Source organism: Rhodococcus cercidiphylli, assembly GCF_033042225.1.
Taxonomy (GTDB): domain Bacteria; phylum Actinomycetota; class Actinomycetes; order Mycobacteriales; family Mycobacteriaceae; genus Rhodococcoides.
Genome location: NZ_JAWLKE010000001.1, coordinates 688,069 through 702,701 on the forward strand (window position 1 = coordinate 688,069; position 14,633 = coordinate 702,701).

The window sequence follows — 14,633 nt, forward strand, 5'->3', positions numbered from 1 at the left end:
TCGTCTATGAGGCACACCGCCGACGGGGCTGTGTCGACGGTTGAAGCGAGGCTCCGGCTGCGGGCCTCGGCCTCGAATCTCGGTAACGAGAGTTCGAGGCGGACGCACAGTCGGTGTCTCGATGGAAGTCTAACAGTACGCTTGTCCTGTGAAAACCTGCGGTCCGGTCCTCGGTGGGTGTCGCGAGACCGATCCACAGGACGATCCTCACGTAGTGCTCCCGGCTGCGCAATGAAGGGCGACCTCAGTAGTTGCGTCGGACCTGCGGGCCTACCAGGTACGGGCGCGGCGGTGACGTAGGGTTCGATCCGACTGGTTCCTACCGACTGGACGAGAGATGCCTGAGCCGATTCACGCCGTTTCCCCACTTGCCACCGACATACCGGCAGGTCTGGACGTCGACAGCATCGTCGCCACGGTCCGCGAGTCCGGTGTCAGTGCCCCCGCCGACGAAGAAGCAGGGTTGTCTGCGGCCGTTGCGCGCGCCGAGGACCACGGCATCGACCTGAGCATCGTGATCGTGCCGACCGAACCTCGTCACGACTCGCAACTTCGCGACCTCGCCACCGCTGTCGGAGCGCGTGAGGGTGGCACGGTTCTCGTGCTCAGTCCCGGTCAGGTGGGCACGTTCAGCGACTCGATCAGTCGGGTGACCCTCGAAGCAGGCCAGGACCGTACCTACACCGGCAACCACGTCGTCGCCGCGGACAACTTCGTCGACACCCTCGTCGAGGACCAGACGCCGTGGGGCCTGCTCACCGGCGGCCTGGTCATCGTTGTCGCCGCGGTTGCGACCCTGACCGCTGCCGTCAAGGTCCGCAGATACCGCTCTCGTTCGGAGTCGAAGGATCACGCTCACAGCGAGTCCGTCAGCGACTGAGCGCTCTCCTGCGCGTGTCGTTCGAGTGACCGACACCCGCACTGTCGGACCCGGTCGCGATCATGACCGTGAGGTCGTCCGAAAAAGTCGGAAAAATTGTTTCCGGTAAACCCCGAGTTCACGGCGTTGTGCCTGGTGGAATTACCAATGTGTCATTTGTGACTGGAGTTTCCTTAGGGTGCGAAGTGTCGTACGGTGCCATTGGCACTGCTGGGGAAGGAGTGTCGCAGAAGGCGGTTGTCATCCGTGGGGAACTCGGGAGGCCACTGCTTCGGGTGTGACTGACGTGGTTCGCACCTGTCGTATCGCTGCGTGTTTCTTTCCTGCCCGGCGAGAACGCTCACCGTCACCTGCGATCGGGGTGGAGGACGGAGAGCACCTCGACGGCACGACGGTTCGACGCGAACCCGAGTGAGTGCCGGACCCGAGGGAGACATTTGTGAGCCGACGTCAAGTCCGCGGAACTCACCGCCGTGCACTCGTCCGTACCCGATTCGTGCTGGTGGGCGTAGGCCTCGTTCTCGCGTTGACGGCGACCCTTCCCGGGGTTGCCGCCGCGGTACCTCCGCCACCGCCCAACCCCTCGGACACCGATCTCGCCGCCGCAGGCAGCGCCGTCGATTCGAGCCTCGGCCAGGTGGGTCAGCTGATCGACGCGATCGCGTCGGCCAACCAGCAACTCGCCCAACTCGACGACGAGGTGGCGTCGAAGCGGGAAGGCGTCAACAAGGCCCTCGTCGATCTGCAGAATGCGCGTGACGCGGCCGATGTCGCTGCGGCCGTCGTCGGTGCCGCGCAGCAGGCTCTTGCCGATGCGGGCACCCAGATCCAGGCAGCCCAGAAGAAGTTCGACGAGTTCGCCAAATCCAGCTACACCCAGGGCTCCGGGGTTGCCTCGATGGCATCGTTCCTCGGATCCAGCGGACCCGACGATGTCCTGGACCGCGCCCAGGTCCTCAAGGTGCTCTCCAACAGCCAGAACGCGGTACTCGACGGCTTGCAACGGGCCCGTACCGAGCAGGCGAACCGCGATTCGGCGGCGCGTGAATCCAAGCAGCAGGCCGACGCGGCCGCCTCGGAAGCCGAGGCCAAGAAAGCAGAGGCCGAACAGGCCATCGCCGAGGCGCAGGCAGCGCTGCAGGCAGAGGCCGATCGTAAGGCCACGATCGAATCACAGCGCGACTCGGCGCAGTCCGAACTCGACGCCGCCCGCAGCAACGTCGCCGGTCTGCAGGATCAGCGTGCGGCGTACGGCACCTGGGAGGCGCAGAAGGCGGCCGAGGACGCGGCCATCGCCGCCGCCACGGCCGCAGCGAAGGAAGCTGCCGTGCAGGCAGCGGCGCGAGTATCGGCCAACCTGGCGGCGCAGCAACGCGCGGCGGCCATCGCCGAGGGCCAGCGTTCACACGTGGACGTGGACGAGGATTCGAGCGCATCGACCGACTCGGACAGTTCCACCGCGACCACCCCGACCACGCCGAGCACTCCCACCACGCCGAAGACGCCCGCCAAACCGAAGACGTCCACGACCCCGTCGGTGACCGGAAGCGCAGCCGTCGAATTGGCGATCGACCGCGGCATGAGTCAACTCGGCGTGCCGTACTCGTGGGGTGGCGGCGACGAGAACGGACCGACCAAAGGCATCAGGGACGGCGGAGTCGCGGACAGCTACGGCGACTACAACAAGGTCGGCTTCGATTGCTCGGGGCTGATGATCTACGCCTTCGCGGGCCTGGGGATCTCGCTGCCGCACTACACCGGTTACCAGTACACAGCGGGTAAGCAGGTGCCGTCCTCGGAGATGAAGCGGGGCGACATGATCTTCTACGGACCCAACGCCAGCCAACACGTCGCGCTCTACCTCGGCGACGGCAAGATGCTCGAAGCTCCGCAGTCGGGTTCGGTGGTCAAGGTGTCCGACGTGCGATACAGCGGAATGACGCCGTACGCCGTGCGCATGGTGTCCTGAGCGCGGATCCGGCGCGCGCGTCGGGGGTGCCTTTCGGCGCGCGTGCCGAACACCTGGAATAGTTGATTGCGGCGGTATGAAACGTGCCCGACGACGATCGACTGAAAGCGGTGAATTCTTGGTGACATCACGTGACGGCCGGATTTCGAACGACGAGGGGTCGACGCGAGTCGAGTCCGAGACGTCGAATCCACCGGGTGTGGAGCCGAAGCGGGTGGACAGTCCGGCCTTGGCCGAGGACGTCCAGCTTCTCGAGAAAGCCGTGTACGAGGTCAAGCGCGTGATCGTCGGTCAGGATCGGCTGGTAGAGCGCATTCTGGTGGGGTTGCTCGCCCGCGGACACGTGTTGCTCGAGGGTGTTCCCGGCGTCGCGAAGACCCTTGCCGTCGAGACGTTCGCACGTGTGGTCGGTGGCTCGTTCTCGCGAGTTCAGTTCACGCCCGACCTTGTTCCCACCGACCTCGTCGGCACTCGCATCTACCGTCAGGGTCGTGAGGAGTTCGACACCGAACTCGGACCCGTCGTGGCCAACTTCGTGCTGGCCGACGAGATCAACCGTGCACCGGCCAAGGTTCAGTCCGCTCTGCTCGAGGTCATGGCAGAACGACACGTGACCATCGGCGGCAAGACGTTCCCGATGCCGGATCCGTTCCTGGTGATGGCAACGCAGAACCCCATCGAGAACGAGGGTGTCTACCCCCTTCCCGAAGCGCAGCGAGACCGATTCCTGTTCAAGATCGTGGTCGACTACCCGACGGTCGAGGAAGAGCGCGAGATCGTCTACCGCATGGGAATCAAAGCCCCCGAGCCCAAGCAGATCCTGGACCCGGTCGAGTTGGTTCGCCTGCAGAATCTGGCCAGCTCGGTGTTCGTGCACCATGCGCTCGTCGACTACGTGGTGCGGGTCATCTCTGCTACTCGAACTCCCGAGCAGTTCGGCATGGACGACGTGGCCAGCTGGATCGCCTACGGTGCATCGCCGCGTGCGACGCTCGGCATCATCGCCGCCTCTCGCGCACTGGCTCTGCTCCGTGGTCGCGACTACGTCGTTCCCCAGGACGTTCTCGAGGTCATCCCCGACGTGCTCCGGCACCGTCTCGTGCTGTCCTACGACGCTCTGGCCGACGAGGTGACCCCGGAGACGGTCATCTCCCGGGTGCTGCAGACCGTCGGGTTGCCGCAGGTGTCACCGCAGGCGGTACCGGTGCCGCAGGGCAACGGAGCCGGTCCGGACGGCCCACACTTCGACGGACGTCAGCCACAGGGTCCCTACCCGAGCCAGGGTCAGCATCCTGGCCAGTTTCCCGCTCCGGGGCAGTTTCCCGCGCAGGGCCAGATGCCTCAGTCGCAGCAGCCCGGACCCCAGCAGCAGCCGGGACCCCAGCAGCAGCCGGGATCTCAGCAGCCACAGGGCGGTCAGTACGGTCAGTCGGCACCGTCGTTGCAGAAGCCGTCGGGTGACGGATCGGCGATCGGTACGCCGGGGCAGTGAGCGGATCCGACACCGCTCCCGTGACCGCATCCCGTACCGTCGTCTCTCGGCCGCCGTCCTTCCGATCGGGTGAACTGCGCGATCCGAAACTGGCTGCCGCGCTGCGGACCTTGGAGCTGACCGTCCGCCGCCGATTGGACGGGGTGCTGCACGGCGATCATCTCGGGCTGATTCCCGGTCCCGGTTCGGAACCGGGCGACGCCAGGGAATACCAGCCGGGCGACGACGTCCGCCAAATGGACTGGTCGGTCACCGCGCGTACGACGCATCCGCACGTGCGGCAGTCCGTGGCCGACCGCGAGCTGGAGACCTGGCTCGTCGTCGACTTGTCGGCCAGCCTCGACTTCGGCACCACCGGGTGCGAGAAGCGCGATCTCGCGGTCGCGGCCTCGGCCGCCATCACTCATCTTTCCGGCGGCGGCGGTAATCGAATCGGCGCGGTGGTGGCCACCGGTTCCGAGACCAACCGCATTCCGGCACGCGGCGGCCGCGTGCACACTCAGTCGATGCTCCGTGCCATTGCCACGACGCCGGCTGCGGCCGACGGTGTGCGCGGTGACCTGCGCGCTGCCATCGAGGCGCTGCGACGGCCCGAACGCCGCCGCGGTATGGCTGTGGTTATCAGTGACTTCCTCGGGCCGATCGATTGGGAGCGCTCGCTTCGGGCCATCTCCGCTCGACACGACGTGCTGGCCGTCGAGGTACTCGACCCACGTGATCTGGAACTGCCCGACGTCGGTGACGTGGTTCTCCACGATCCGGAATCCGGCCGCACTCGCGAATTCAGTACCACGCCTCGGCTGCGTGCAGATTTCGCGCGCGCAGCTGCAGCACACCGCGACGATGTCGAGAAGGCGCTACGTCGGTGCGGTGCACCCCGATTGACGCTCCGCACCGACGGTGACTGGATCGCAGACGTCGTTCGGTTCGTGACCGCACGCAGGCACACCATCGGGTCCGGGTTCACCAACACTGCGCGGGCACCGCGATGAGCCTGACCGATTTCGCCTCGCCGTGGTGGCTGGGCTTTCTCCTCGTCGTTATCGCACTGACGGTCGGCTACGTCGTGATCCAGCGGCGCAAGCAGAAGCACGTGCTGCGGTTCTCCAACATGGAACTGCTCGAGTCCGTTGCGCCGGATCGGCCCAATCGACTGCGACACCTGCCGACGGCACTGGTTCTGGTCGGCCTGATGTTCCTGACCGTCGCGTTGGCCGGTCCCACGGCGGACCAGCGGGTGCCACGGAACCGAGCGACCGTCATGCTCGTCATCGACGTGTCGCTGTCGATGGAGGCCACCGACGTGGAGCCGACTCGGTTGGCAGCCGCGCAGGAAGCAGCCAAATCCTTCGCCGACGGTCTGACGCCCGGCATCAATCTCGGGTTGGTCGCGTTCGCCGGAACGGCGTCCGTCCTGGTCTCGCCCACGGCCAACCGCGAGGCCACCAAATCCGCCATCGACAGGTTGCAACTCAGCGAACGAACGGCCACCGGCGAGTCGATCTTCACCTCGCTCCAGTCGATCGACACTCTCGGCGCGATACTCGGCGGCGGCGACGCGGCGCCGCCTGCGCGCATCGTGCTGCTCTCGGACGGTAAGCAGACCGTTCCGCAGAACCTCGACGACCCCCGCGGCGGGTACACCGCGGCGCGTGCCGCCAAGGACAAGAACGTGCCCATCTCGACCATCTCGTTCGGCACGAGCTACGGCTCCGTCGAGATCGAGGACGAGAACGGCGTCGAACGTGTACCCGTACCGGTCGACGATCCGTCATTGCGGGAGATCGCGAATCTGTCCGGCGGCAGCTTCTTCTCCGCGTCGTCGCTCGAGGATCTCAGAGACGTCTACGACACCCTCGAGGAACAGATCGGGTTCGAGATCACCCGCGGAGACGCGTCGCGTCCGTGGCTGATACTCGGCGTCCTGTGCATATCGGCTGGCCTCGGTTCGGCATTGGTGATGCGGCAACGTCTCCCGTGATCGTTGTTCTTACTCACCAGTAAGTTTCGCTTTGTCATTCCAGGACGAACAGATAGGTTGCTAGGCATGTCCACACCTGACTTCATCGCGCGATCGGTACTCGTCACCGGAGGTAACCGGGGAATCGGTCTTGCCATCGCCCAGCGGCTCCAAGCCGACGGCCACAAGGTGGCCGTCACCCACCGTGGCTCCGGCGCTCCCGACGGGCTGTTCGGAGTCGTCTGCGACGTCACCGACTCCGCCTCGGTGGACGCGGCCTTCAAGGAGGTCGAAGAGAAGCAGGGACCGGTCGAGGTGCTCGTGGCCAACGCCGGCATCACCGACGACACGCTGCTGATGCGTATGACCGAGGACCAGTTCCAGCGTGTGATCGACGCGAACCTGACCGGAGCCTTCCGCGTCGCCAAGCGCGCCAACCGAGCCATGTTGCGCGCGCGCTGGGGTCGGATGATCTTCCTGAGTTCTGTCGTGGCCATGGCCGGCGGACCGGGGCAGATCAACTACGCAGCGTCCAAGGCGGGCGTCATCGGAATGGCTCGATCGATCACGAGGGAACTGGGTTCGCGTTCCATCACGGCGAACGTCGTGTCCCCGGGTTTCATCGAAACCGACATGACGGCAGAACTCTCGGACGACTTGCGCGGCAAGGCGAAGGAATACATCCCCCTCCAGCGTCTCGGTCAGCCCGAGGACGTTGCGGCAGTGGTGAGCTTCCTTGCCGGACCTGACTCGTCGTACGTGTCCGGTGCGGTCATTCCCGTCGACGGTGGTATGGGCATGGGGCACTGAAGTCCTACTCGCACAACGATTTCGACAGACGTACACCTCCGAATTAAGGAATACAGCACTATGGGCGGATTGCTCGAAGGCAAAACCATTCTCATCACCGGCATCATCACCGACGCCTCGATCGCTTTTCACGCTGCAGCCATGGCGCAGGAGCAGGGTGCCAAGGTGATCATCACCGGGTTCGATCGACTCCGACTCATCGACCGCATCGCGCAGCGTCTGCCCAAGGAGGTGCCCCCGGCGATCGAGCTCGACGCCACCAACGAGGAGCACCTCGCGGCGCTGGCCGACCGCGTACGCGAAGTGGCACCGGAAGGTATCGACGGGGTTCTGCACTCGATCGCATTCGCGCCCCGCACCCTCATGGGCCCCGATGCGAAGCCGTTCCTCGACGGCCCCGGACCCGATGCCGCGAGGGCATTCGAGATCTCTGCGTGGAGTTACGCGTCGCTGGCGCGCGCCGTGCTCCCGGTCATGAACGAGGGTGGCTCCATCGTCGGAATGGACTTCGATCCGCGCACCTCGATGCCGTACTACAACTGGATGGGTGTGGCGAAGGCCGCCCTCGAGTCCGTGAACCGTTACGTGGCACGGGAAGTGGGCGCAGCCAAGCGCATCCGCTCCAATCTTGTTGCAGCAGGGCCGATCAGGACTCTTGCCGCCAAGGCAATCGCGGGTACTGCGACCGGTGATGCCGCCAAGATGGACCAGCTCAACGTCTACTGGGACGGCGCCGCTCCCATCGGTTGGGACGTCAACGATCCCACTGTCGTCGCGAAGTCGATCGTCGCGCTGCTGTCCGATTGGCTGCCCGGCACCACCGGATCCATCGTGTACGTCGACGGTGGAGCCAGCCACAACACGTACCTCCCCGAGAACATGTGACACCGCGGTGGGCGGAACCGCACGTGGTTTCGCCCACCTAGAGGTTTCGATCGCCGATCGGACCCCCACCGGGGCCGGTCGGCGACGGGGGCACAATGGACACATGACCACCCCTGGAGACTTCGACGCATTGTTGGTGCTCTCGTTCGGCGGGCCGGAACAGCCCGCCGACGTACGCCCTTTCCTGGAGAACGTCACTCGCGGACGTGGAGTGCCGCCCGAGCGGCTCGACACGGTCGTCGAGCATTACATGCACTTCGGGGGCGTCTCGCCGATCAACCGGCTCAACCGAGACATCATCGACGCCCTCCGTGTCGAATTCGATTCCGCCGGAGTGGATCTGCCGATCTACTTCGGAAACCGCAACTGGCATCCGATGATCGAGGACACCGTCGCGACCATGAAGTCGGACGGAATCAGGAACGCACTCGTGTTTCCCACCTCCGCGTGGGGCGGATACTCCGGATGCAGGCAGTACCACGAGGACATCGCCCGGGCCCGCGCCGCCGTCGGTGACGATGCGCCGCATCTGCTCAAGATCCGGCAGTACTACGACCACCCGCTGATGGTCGACGCGTTCAGCGACGCCGTCGCATCGGCGCGAGCCACACTGCCCGAGCAACACCGCGCCGGCGCGCGTCTGGTGTTCACCGCACACTCCATTCCCTCGGCCGCCGACGCCAACGCCGGCCCGCCCGAGGACGGCGGTCACCTCTACAGCCGTCAGGTGGCAGAGGCCTCGAGGCTGGTCGCAGCCGCGTCGGGCGTCGACGACTACGACCTGGTCTGGCAGTCCCGCTCCGGGCCCCCGCAGGTGCCGTGGCTCGACCCCGACATCTGTGATCATGTCGAAGCGCTGTCGGAGAAGTCCGTCGACGCCGTGATCGTGTGTCCGATCGGATTCGTGTCCGACCATCTCGAGGTCGTGTGGGATCTGGACACCGAAGCGGAGGAGAAGGCCCGCGAACTCGGCATGGCCTTCGCGCGCGCAGGCACTCCCGGATCCGACGCGCGTTTCCCACGGATGATCCGCGAGCTGGTGGACGAATACCGAGTAGGCGGCCGATGCCGCGGTCTCGGCAGTGTGCCCGGCTACGGCTCGACACTGGACGGCAGTCGCTGCGCCGTCGGTTGCTGTGAGCAGCCCACCAGGCCCTCCCGGCCCGCCGCTGCCACGTCGTGAACGTTGCCGCCTGACACCGCGTCCGGACGTCGGTGTCAGGCGGAATGCATCGCCGCTTCGATGCTCGTCGCGACCGCGATGGTTCGTGCGGTGCGCACCGCAGCCCAGAGCGGTCGAACGAGTTCTTCCCGTGCTGCAGCTGCCGACGCGGTCGGTGCCTCCGACGGAGCCGATCCCGCCGCGACCGTCAGAATGGCGGCCACCCGATCCGCCGATTCGAGGACGCGGAACGCCCTGTCGGACATGTCTGCGGGGTAGCGATGCCGCGCCGCGTCGGCGATCAACTCGGCGATACGAGTGCGCGGATCGGCGTCGAGGGTTCGGGTGGGTAGCGACTGCATCCGTGCGAGAGCGTCGGCCGCACCGCGGACGGCCTCACGCATCTCGTACTCGGCCTCACCCAACCCCCGATCCCGATGACCGTGCTCGGGGACGACGATCGAGTAGACGGTCCAGCGCAACACATCCGGCCCCTCGACGACGGGTACCAACCCGATCCCGGTGTTGCCCGAGGTACCGATCACCACCGCTTGACCGGTGTTCAGGGCAGCTCGGGAGAAGTCCGTGTTGGCGGGGAGGCCGCTCACCGCGCCCGGGGCGGGCAGAACGAGCTTGATCCGATCGTCCCCGGCCGTGGGCGTCGACGCAGTTGCGGCCGCTCTGATCGCAGGCAGCAAGCCCGCTATTCCCTCGGCGTAGCCGGGGTACTGCAGCCCGAAATCGTTGGCTGCGGCCACATCACCCGCACCGACGAGATGCATCGGCGCCCAATCGGACATCGCGTCGATGACGTCGTCGGGCGAGCTGGAACCGGCCAGCCAGGAACCGGCCCACAGGGCGAGACTTGCGCTAGAGGAACACACGACTCACGAGCATAGGTCGGCGTGGCGAACCGTGCTGGAGACGCCGGTGTCGCTAGCGTTGGTCGCCGTGAACGACATGTACGGCGGAGACATTCTCAGAGGGCACAGTCGCATGCGCAAGGTTCCGGCACCGGAGGTGTCGGCCGACCGTGGATTGGTCGTCGAAGATGCCGGTACCGGGTACTGCGGTGCCGTGGTCGGCTTCGAGCGCACCTACGACGGAGATTTCGTCCGTCTCGAGGACGGTGCCCGAACGACGCGGCTGTTCGCCCTGCGCGAGGCGGCATTCCTGATCGACGGACGCCGGGTGACTCTGGTGCGTCCGAAGCCTGCCGCTGCAACGCCGCAGCAGACGCGCTCCGCGTCCGGGTCGACAAAAGTCGAGGGGCTGCGGGCACGGACGGCCCGTGCCAGCCGCATCTGGGTCGAGGGCGTGCACGACGCGGCCCTGGTGGAAAGTGTGTGGGGACACGATCTTCGGGTGGAGGGCGTGGTCGTCGAACATCTGGAGGGTCTGGACAATCTGGGGGAGCGGTTGGCCGATTTCGGTCCTGGCCCCGGCCGTCGCGTCGGAGTGCTGGTGGATCATCTGGTGACCGGGTCCAAGGAGTCGAAGCTGACGAGGTCGCTGGGTGAGCACGTGTTGGTCACCGGTCATCCGTTCATCGACGTCTGGGAAGCGGTGAAGCCTGCGGCCGTGGGAATCGCTGCGTGGCCGAAGATTCCGCGCGGCGAGGATTGGAAGACCGGGATCTGCCGAGAGCTGGGGTGGGGTACTCCCAGGGAGGGGTGGCGTCGGGTGTATTCGTCGGTGTCGAGCTTTCGGGATCTCGAGGCACCGTTGATCGGTGCCGTCGAACAATTGGTCGACTTCGTGACCGAGTAGGGCTGTGTCCAGCAACGCACCGGCAATTGTCCGATTCATGATTGTATGGAGGCTGTGGCAGCGATCATTTGGCTCATAGCGGCAGTGGTGCTCGCCGGTACCGAGGCACTGACGGGCGACTTCTTTCTTCTGATGATTGCCGGCGGTGCGCTCGGCACTGCCGGTGTCTCTGCTCTGACGGATTTCCCGGTGTGGGCCGATGCGATCGTCTTCGGTGTCCTGTCACTGGCGTTGGTGCTCGGGTTGAGGCCGATTCTGTTGCGGCGCTTCGCGAATCCGCCCGATACCCCGATGGGCATGGCGGCGCTCACCGGTAAGAGTGCGGTCGTTCTCGAACAGGTCACTGCCCACGAAGGCCAGATCAAGCTCGGTGGTGAGGTGTGGACGGCTCGTCCTCTCGACGAGACCGAGGTCTATGCCCCTGGCACCACCGTGACCGTGATGGAAATTGACGGCGCTACTGCCGTCGTATGGAAGGGACCGTAGCCAGTGGAAGCACTCATCGCACTGGCTGTCATCGTCGCGTTCGTTGCGGTGTTGATGGCCAAGTCCATCTCGATCGTCCCGCAAGCCGAGGCCGCCGTCATCGAACGGCTGGGCCGCTACACACGCACCGTGTCCGGACAGCTCACGTTCCTCGTGCCGTTCGTCGACCGCATCCGCGCCAAGGTCGACCTGCGCGAGCGGGTCGTGTCGTTTCCCCCGCAGCCGGTGATCACCAAGGACAACCTGACCGTGTCGATCGACACCGTCGTGTACTTCCAGGTGACGAACCCGCAATCGGCCGTGTACGAGATCAACAACTACATCGTCGGCGTCGAGCAGTTGACGACCACCACACTGCGTAACGTCGTCGGCGGAATGACGCTGGAGGAGACGCTCACCTCGCGTGATTCGATCAACGGTCAACTCCGCGTCGTGCTGGACGAGGCGACCGGCCGCTGGGGCCTGCGAGTGGCCCGAGTGGAGCTCAAGAGCATCGATCCGCCGCCCTCGATCCAGGAATCGATGGAGAAGCAGATGAAGGCCGATCGCGAGAAGCGAGCGACCATCCTCACCGCCGAGGGCCATCGTGAATCGGCGATCAAGACCGCCGAGGGCGACAAGCAGAGTCGGATTCTCGCGGCCGAGGGTGGCAAGCAAGCGTCCATCCTCACCGCCGAGGGTGAGCGGCAGTCCCGCATCCTGCGGGCGCAGGGTGATCGAGCTGCGAAGTATCTCGAGGCCCAGGGCCAGGCCAAGGACATCGAGAAGGTGTTCGGTGCCATCAAGGCCGGCAAGCCGACCCCCGAGTTGCTCGCGTACCAGTACATGCAGACCCTGCCGCAGATGGCGCAGGGCGATGCGAACAAGGTGTGGATGATTCCGAGCGATTTCGGCGATGCGCTCAAGGGCTTCGCCAAGACCCTCGGTGCGCCCGGCGAGGACGGTGTCTTCCGCTACGAGCCCAACGAGTCGGCGGGCAACGAGCCCAAGCCGGAGGACGACTCCGACGAGGTCGCCGAATGGTTCGAGACCAAGACCGATCCGGCGGTCGCCGAGGCGGTCAAGGCGGCAGAAGCAGTGGCGCGCAAGCCGGTCGACACGTCGCTGGCTGCGTCTCCCGAACTCTCCAAAGGGCTGGACCTCGGTGCCCTGGCGGCGTCACCCGAGGCGGAGCCGGAACAGCGCTGAGGTCCGCCCTGATCAGCTGATCAGGGCAGTTCCGACGCCGGCAGCGGCCAGGGCCCACAGCACGCTGGCGAAGGTGCCGATGATGAACTGTTCGGAGGCATGGGATTCGCGCAGTTCGGGATAGCGCGCGAGTCCCTTGACTGCCAGCACGATGGCGATCCCTTCCGGCCAACCGGCGAGAATCGACACGGCAACGGCCACGCGTTCGAGGATGCCGATGGTCAGTCCACCACGAAGCGGCTCGACCGGATCTTCTCCGGTCGAGTCGCTTCGTCGTCGTGCGACGCGAAAAACGGTGGGCACCATCGCTGTTCCACCCAAGGCCGCAGCGACGACGCTCAGGACCACTCCGATGGCGTGGCCGAGACCGTAGGCCGGTCCGGCGACAGTGGCCAGGACTGCCGCTGCCGCGAGCAGACTCGACGCGGCGGCGGTGGGCAACCATCGGCGAATTCCGGTGCCGGCGGGGACCGTAGCGGCGATTGCGGTCAGTGCAAGCAGTACGAGGGTGGCGACGATCATGACCGATGGCTTTCCGTCGTGTTCGCGGTGTCGAGCAAGCGAGTCGCCAGGATGCGGCCCGCGTTCTCGACGTGCCAGCCGGCTACCGAGAGTCGTTGCGACATGGCTTGTTTGCTGATCTTCAGTCGTTCGGCCGCGTCGGTCTGCGACAACCCGCGAGCCATGAGTTCGACTGCTTCTCGGCCCTGGTCCGAGCGTCTGCCGACGAGCAGCGCAACCAGGGTCGATGCGGTCTCCGCATCCTCGGCGGCAGCGGCGTCGGGGCCGCTGACGGCGAGTGCAGCCGGTGCGTTCTTGGCTCTGGTCACGGCTTCCCGGGCTGCCTCGAACGCCGGTCCGCGTCCGGCGCGCGTGGTCTCGGGCAGCGGGAGTTCGACGGAGCCGATGCCGATGCCCACGCTCCAGTGCGGGGTGGATACCAGTTCGAGGGCGATCGAGACGACGATGGCGGCCTCCTCGCAGACGGCTTGCACTTCGTCTCCTGCGGTTCGCTCGAAGGGACGGATCAGCTCGTGGTCGCGGTAGCGATCGAGCAGTTCGGGTACGCGATCGATATCGCGCCTACTGCGGCGCTGGTCCACGGTCAGTACGAACATCGGACAAGGCTAGATCGTTGATGTGACCCAGTCAAGCTTCAAGGCTTGATTAGTCAGAATCAAGGTTCCCGGCCTGTCGACTGCCAGCGGGTGTGGGCTCGGGTCGCGAACCGCGCGACAGACGCCAATCCACGACCAGCCCACTGAGGCCGATCGCGATACAGACCGCGGACAGCACCAGCAGCGCCGGATGTGTCTCGCCCCCGATCGCTCCGCCGATCACGACGATTCCGAGAGTGCCCGGCAGCATCCCGACGGCCGTCGCCAGCGCGAACGGGACGGGCCGAACCGCCGACACGCCACACGCGTAGTTCACCACCGAGAACGGCACCGGCGCTATCAGGCGCAGAGAGCCGACGGCCAGCCATCCGCGCCGCCGCAGACTCTCGTCCACCGAATCCAGGACCGAGTGCGACATCCGCGCTGCCACGGCTTCTCGACCTATCGCGCGGACCAACAGCAGAGCCAGAATCGCACTGACCGTCGACGCGCCGATGGTGACCGCCAATCCGGTCAGGGGCCCGAACAGCACTCCTGCGCTGAGCGTGAACAGTGTTCTCGGGACGGGTGCGACGGTCACGATCGCGTGCACGCCGAAGAACACGAGCGGGAATGCCGGGCCGACTGAGACGCCCCAATCGCGAATCTGTTCGACACTCGGATGGGGAGCGAACACCGCCACGAGAGCGAAGACGGCAACAACCGCCAGCAGCGCGATCAGTCGAACGTCACGCAGGTGCCGGGTCACGAGAGACCAGCGTACCGGCGCGAGACGACACCTCGGTGTTTCGGCGAGTGCGAGAGCTGAGCCGTCCTACCGAACGTGAGGTGATCCTCACGATAACCTGCAAGGCGGTGGGGTTAGCATCACTTCAAGTCGGGCGCAGGACTACCCGCCGAACCGAGGGAGCAG

The 14,633-nt window shown here is 65.9% G+C and carries 15 protein-coding genes; 11 read left to right on the forward strand and 4 right to left on the reverse strand.

Translation table 11 applies throughout. The features are described 5' to 3' along the window. Nucleotides 1-337 precede the first annotated feature (337 nt). The 8 genes from R3P95_RS03290 to R3P95_RS03325 all read left to right on the forward strand — a co-directional run bounded on the left by R3P95_RS03290 (nt 338) and on the right by R3P95_RS03325 (nt 9,179). A complete protein-coding gene (locus R3P95_RS03290) occupies nt 338-880 on the forward strand; it encodes an Rv1476 family membrane protein (RefSeq protein ID WP_149405817.1) in 543 nt (180 codons plus the stop codon). A 439-nt stretch (nt 881-1,319) separates the two neighbouring features. Further along, a complete protein-coding gene (locus R3P95_RS03295; protein ID WP_149405816.1) occupies nt 1,320-2,849 on the forward strand; it encodes an NlpC/P60 family protein in 1,530 nt (509 codons plus the stop codon). Nucleotides 2,850-2,970: 121 nt separating this feature from the next. After that, the gene (locus R3P95_RS03300) at nt 2,971-4,341 is read left to right on the forward strand and encodes an AAA family ATPase (protein WP_262498334.1); all 1,371 of its coding nucleotides are present in this window, start codon (nt 2,971-2,973) and stop codon (nt 4,339-4,341) included. After that, on the forward strand, nt 4,338-5,333 hold the full coding sequence (locus tag R3P95_RS03305; RefSeq protein WP_262498333.1) for a DUF58 domain-containing protein: 996 nt from the start codon (nt 4,338-4,340) through the stop codon (nt 5,331-5,333). The genes R3P95_RS03300 and R3P95_RS03305 overlap by 4 nt, the downstream gene beginning before the upstream one ends. After that, nucleotides 5,330-6,322 (forward strand): VWA domain-containing protein, encoded by a 993-nt coding sequence (locus tag R3P95_RS03310; RefSeq protein WP_068050495.1) that lies wholly within the window; start codon nt 5,330-5,332, stop codon nt 6,320-6,322. The genes R3P95_RS03305 and R3P95_RS03310 overlap by 4 nt, the downstream gene beginning before the upstream one ends. Nucleotides 6,323-6,388: 66 nt before the next feature. Next, complete coding sequence (fabG1, locus tag R3P95_RS03315) at nt 6,389-7,111, forward strand: 3-oxoacyl-ACP reductase FabG1 (RefSeq protein WP_068050494.1); 723 nt, start codon at nt 6,389-6,391, stop codon at nt 7,109-7,111. 60 nt (nt 7,112-7,171) lie between these two features. Continuing rightward, the gene (gene inhA, locus R3P95_RS03320; protein ID WP_032377850.1) at nt 7,172-7,996 is read left to right on the forward strand and encodes an NADH-dependent enoyl-ACP reductase InhA; all 825 of its coding nucleotides are present in this window, start codon (nt 7,172-7,174) and stop codon (nt 7,994-7,996) included. Between the two features lie 103 nt (nt 7,997-8,099). Further along, complete coding sequence (locus R3P95_RS03325) at nt 8,100-9,179, forward strand: ferrochelatase (protein ID WP_149405815.1); 1,080 nt, start codon at nt 8,100-8,102, stop codon at nt 9,177-9,179. Between the two features lie 35 nt (nt 9,180-9,214). Here the strand turns inward: R3P95_RS03325 and R3P95_RS03330 are convergent, their stop codons facing one another. Beyond that, nucleotides 9,215-10,042 (reverse strand): hypothetical protein, encoded by an 828-nt coding sequence (locus tag R3P95_RS03330; protein ID WP_188078619.1) that lies wholly within the window; start codon nt 10,040-10,042, stop codon nt 9,215-9,217. 76 nt (nt 10,043-10,118) lie between these two features. Between R3P95_RS03330 and R3P95_RS03335 the strand changes: the two genes are divergently transcribed. Genes R3P95_RS03335 through R3P95_RS03345 form a run of 3 tightly spaced genes read left to right on the forward strand, consistent with a single transcriptional unit; the run spans nt 10,119 to nt 12,602 of the window. Next, nucleotides 10,119-10,928 carry a DUF3097 domain-containing protein gene (locus R3P95_RS03335; protein WP_149406020.1) on the forward strand — a complete coding sequence of 270 codons (810 nt, stop codon included), beginning with the start codon at nt 10,119-10,121 and terminating at the stop codon, nt 10,926-10,928. Between the two features lie 54 nt (nt 10,929-10,982). After that, nucleotides 10,983-11,414 (forward strand): NfeD family protein, encoded by a 432-nt coding sequence (locus tag R3P95_RS03340; protein ID WP_188078618.1) that lies wholly within the window; start codon nt 10,983-10,985, stop codon nt 11,412-11,414. A gap of 3 nt (nt 11,415-11,417) precedes the next feature. Further along, nucleotides 11,418-12,602 carry an SPFH domain-containing protein gene (locus tag R3P95_RS03345; RefSeq protein WP_317547276.1) on the forward strand — a complete coding sequence of 395 codons (1,185 nt, stop codon included), beginning with the start codon at nt 11,418-11,420 and terminating at the stop codon, nt 12,600-12,602. Nucleotides 12,603-12,614: 12 nt separating this feature from the next. Here R3P95_RS03345 and R3P95_RS03350 read toward each other — a convergent pair whose 3' ends face one another. The 3 genes from R3P95_RS03350 to R3P95_RS03360 are packed head-to-tail and all read right to left on the reverse strand — an operon-like array spanning nt 12,615 to nt 14,468. Then, nucleotides 12,615-13,124: a hypothetical protein gene (locus R3P95_RS03350; RefSeq protein ID WP_149405813.1), complete on the reverse strand. Its 510-nt coding sequence runs from the start codon at nt 13,122-13,124 to the stop codon at nt 12,615-12,617. Beyond that, nucleotides 13,121-13,720, reverse strand: a complete 600-nt coding sequence (locus R3P95_RS03355) for a hypothetical protein (RefSeq protein ID WP_149405812.1) — start codon at nt 13,718-13,720, stop codon at nt 13,121-13,123. Before R3P95_RS03355 ends, R3P95_RS03350 begins: the two co-directional genes overlap by 4 nt. A gap of 49 nt (nt 13,721-13,769) precedes the next feature. Further along, nucleotides 13,770-14,468, reverse strand: coding sequence for a TVP38/TMEM64 family protein (locus R3P95_RS03360; RefSeq protein ID WP_149405811.1), 699 nt, complete (start codon nt 14,466-14,468; stop codon nt 13,770-13,772). Nucleotides 14,469-14,633 lie beyond the last annotated feature (165 nt).

Coding starts and splice junctions, on each gene's coding strand:
- R3P95_RS03290 (WP_149405817.1), top strand. CDS start 338: ATGCCTGAGCCGATTCACGCCGTTTCCCCACTTGCCACCGACATACCG.
- R3P95_RS03310 (WP_068050495.1), top strand. CDS start 5,330: ATGAGCCTGACCGATTTCGCCTCGCCGTGGTGGCTGGGCTTTCTCCTC.
- fabG1 (WP_068050494.1), top strand. CDS start 6,389: ATGTCCACACCTGACTTCATCGCGCGATCGGTACTCGTCACCGGAGGT.
- inhA (WP_032377850.1), top strand. CDS start 7,172: ATGGGCGGATTGCTCGAAGGCAAAACCATTCTCATCACCGGCATCATC.
- R3P95_RS03325 (WP_149405815.1), top strand. CDS start 8,100: ATGACCACCCCTGGAGACTTCGACGCATTGTTGGTGCTCTCGTTCGGC.
- R3P95_RS03335 (WP_149406020.1), top strand. CDS start 10,119: ATGTACGGCGGAGACATTCTCAGAGGGCACAGTCGCATGCGCAAGGTT.
- R3P95_RS03350 (WP_149405813.1), bottom strand. CDS start 13,124: ATGATCGTCGCCACCCTCGTACTGCTTGCACTGACCGCAATCGCCGCT.
- R3P95_RS03355 (WP_149405812.1), bottom strand. CDS start 13,720: ATGTTCGTACTGACCGTGGACCAGCGCCGCAGTAGGCGCGATATCGAT.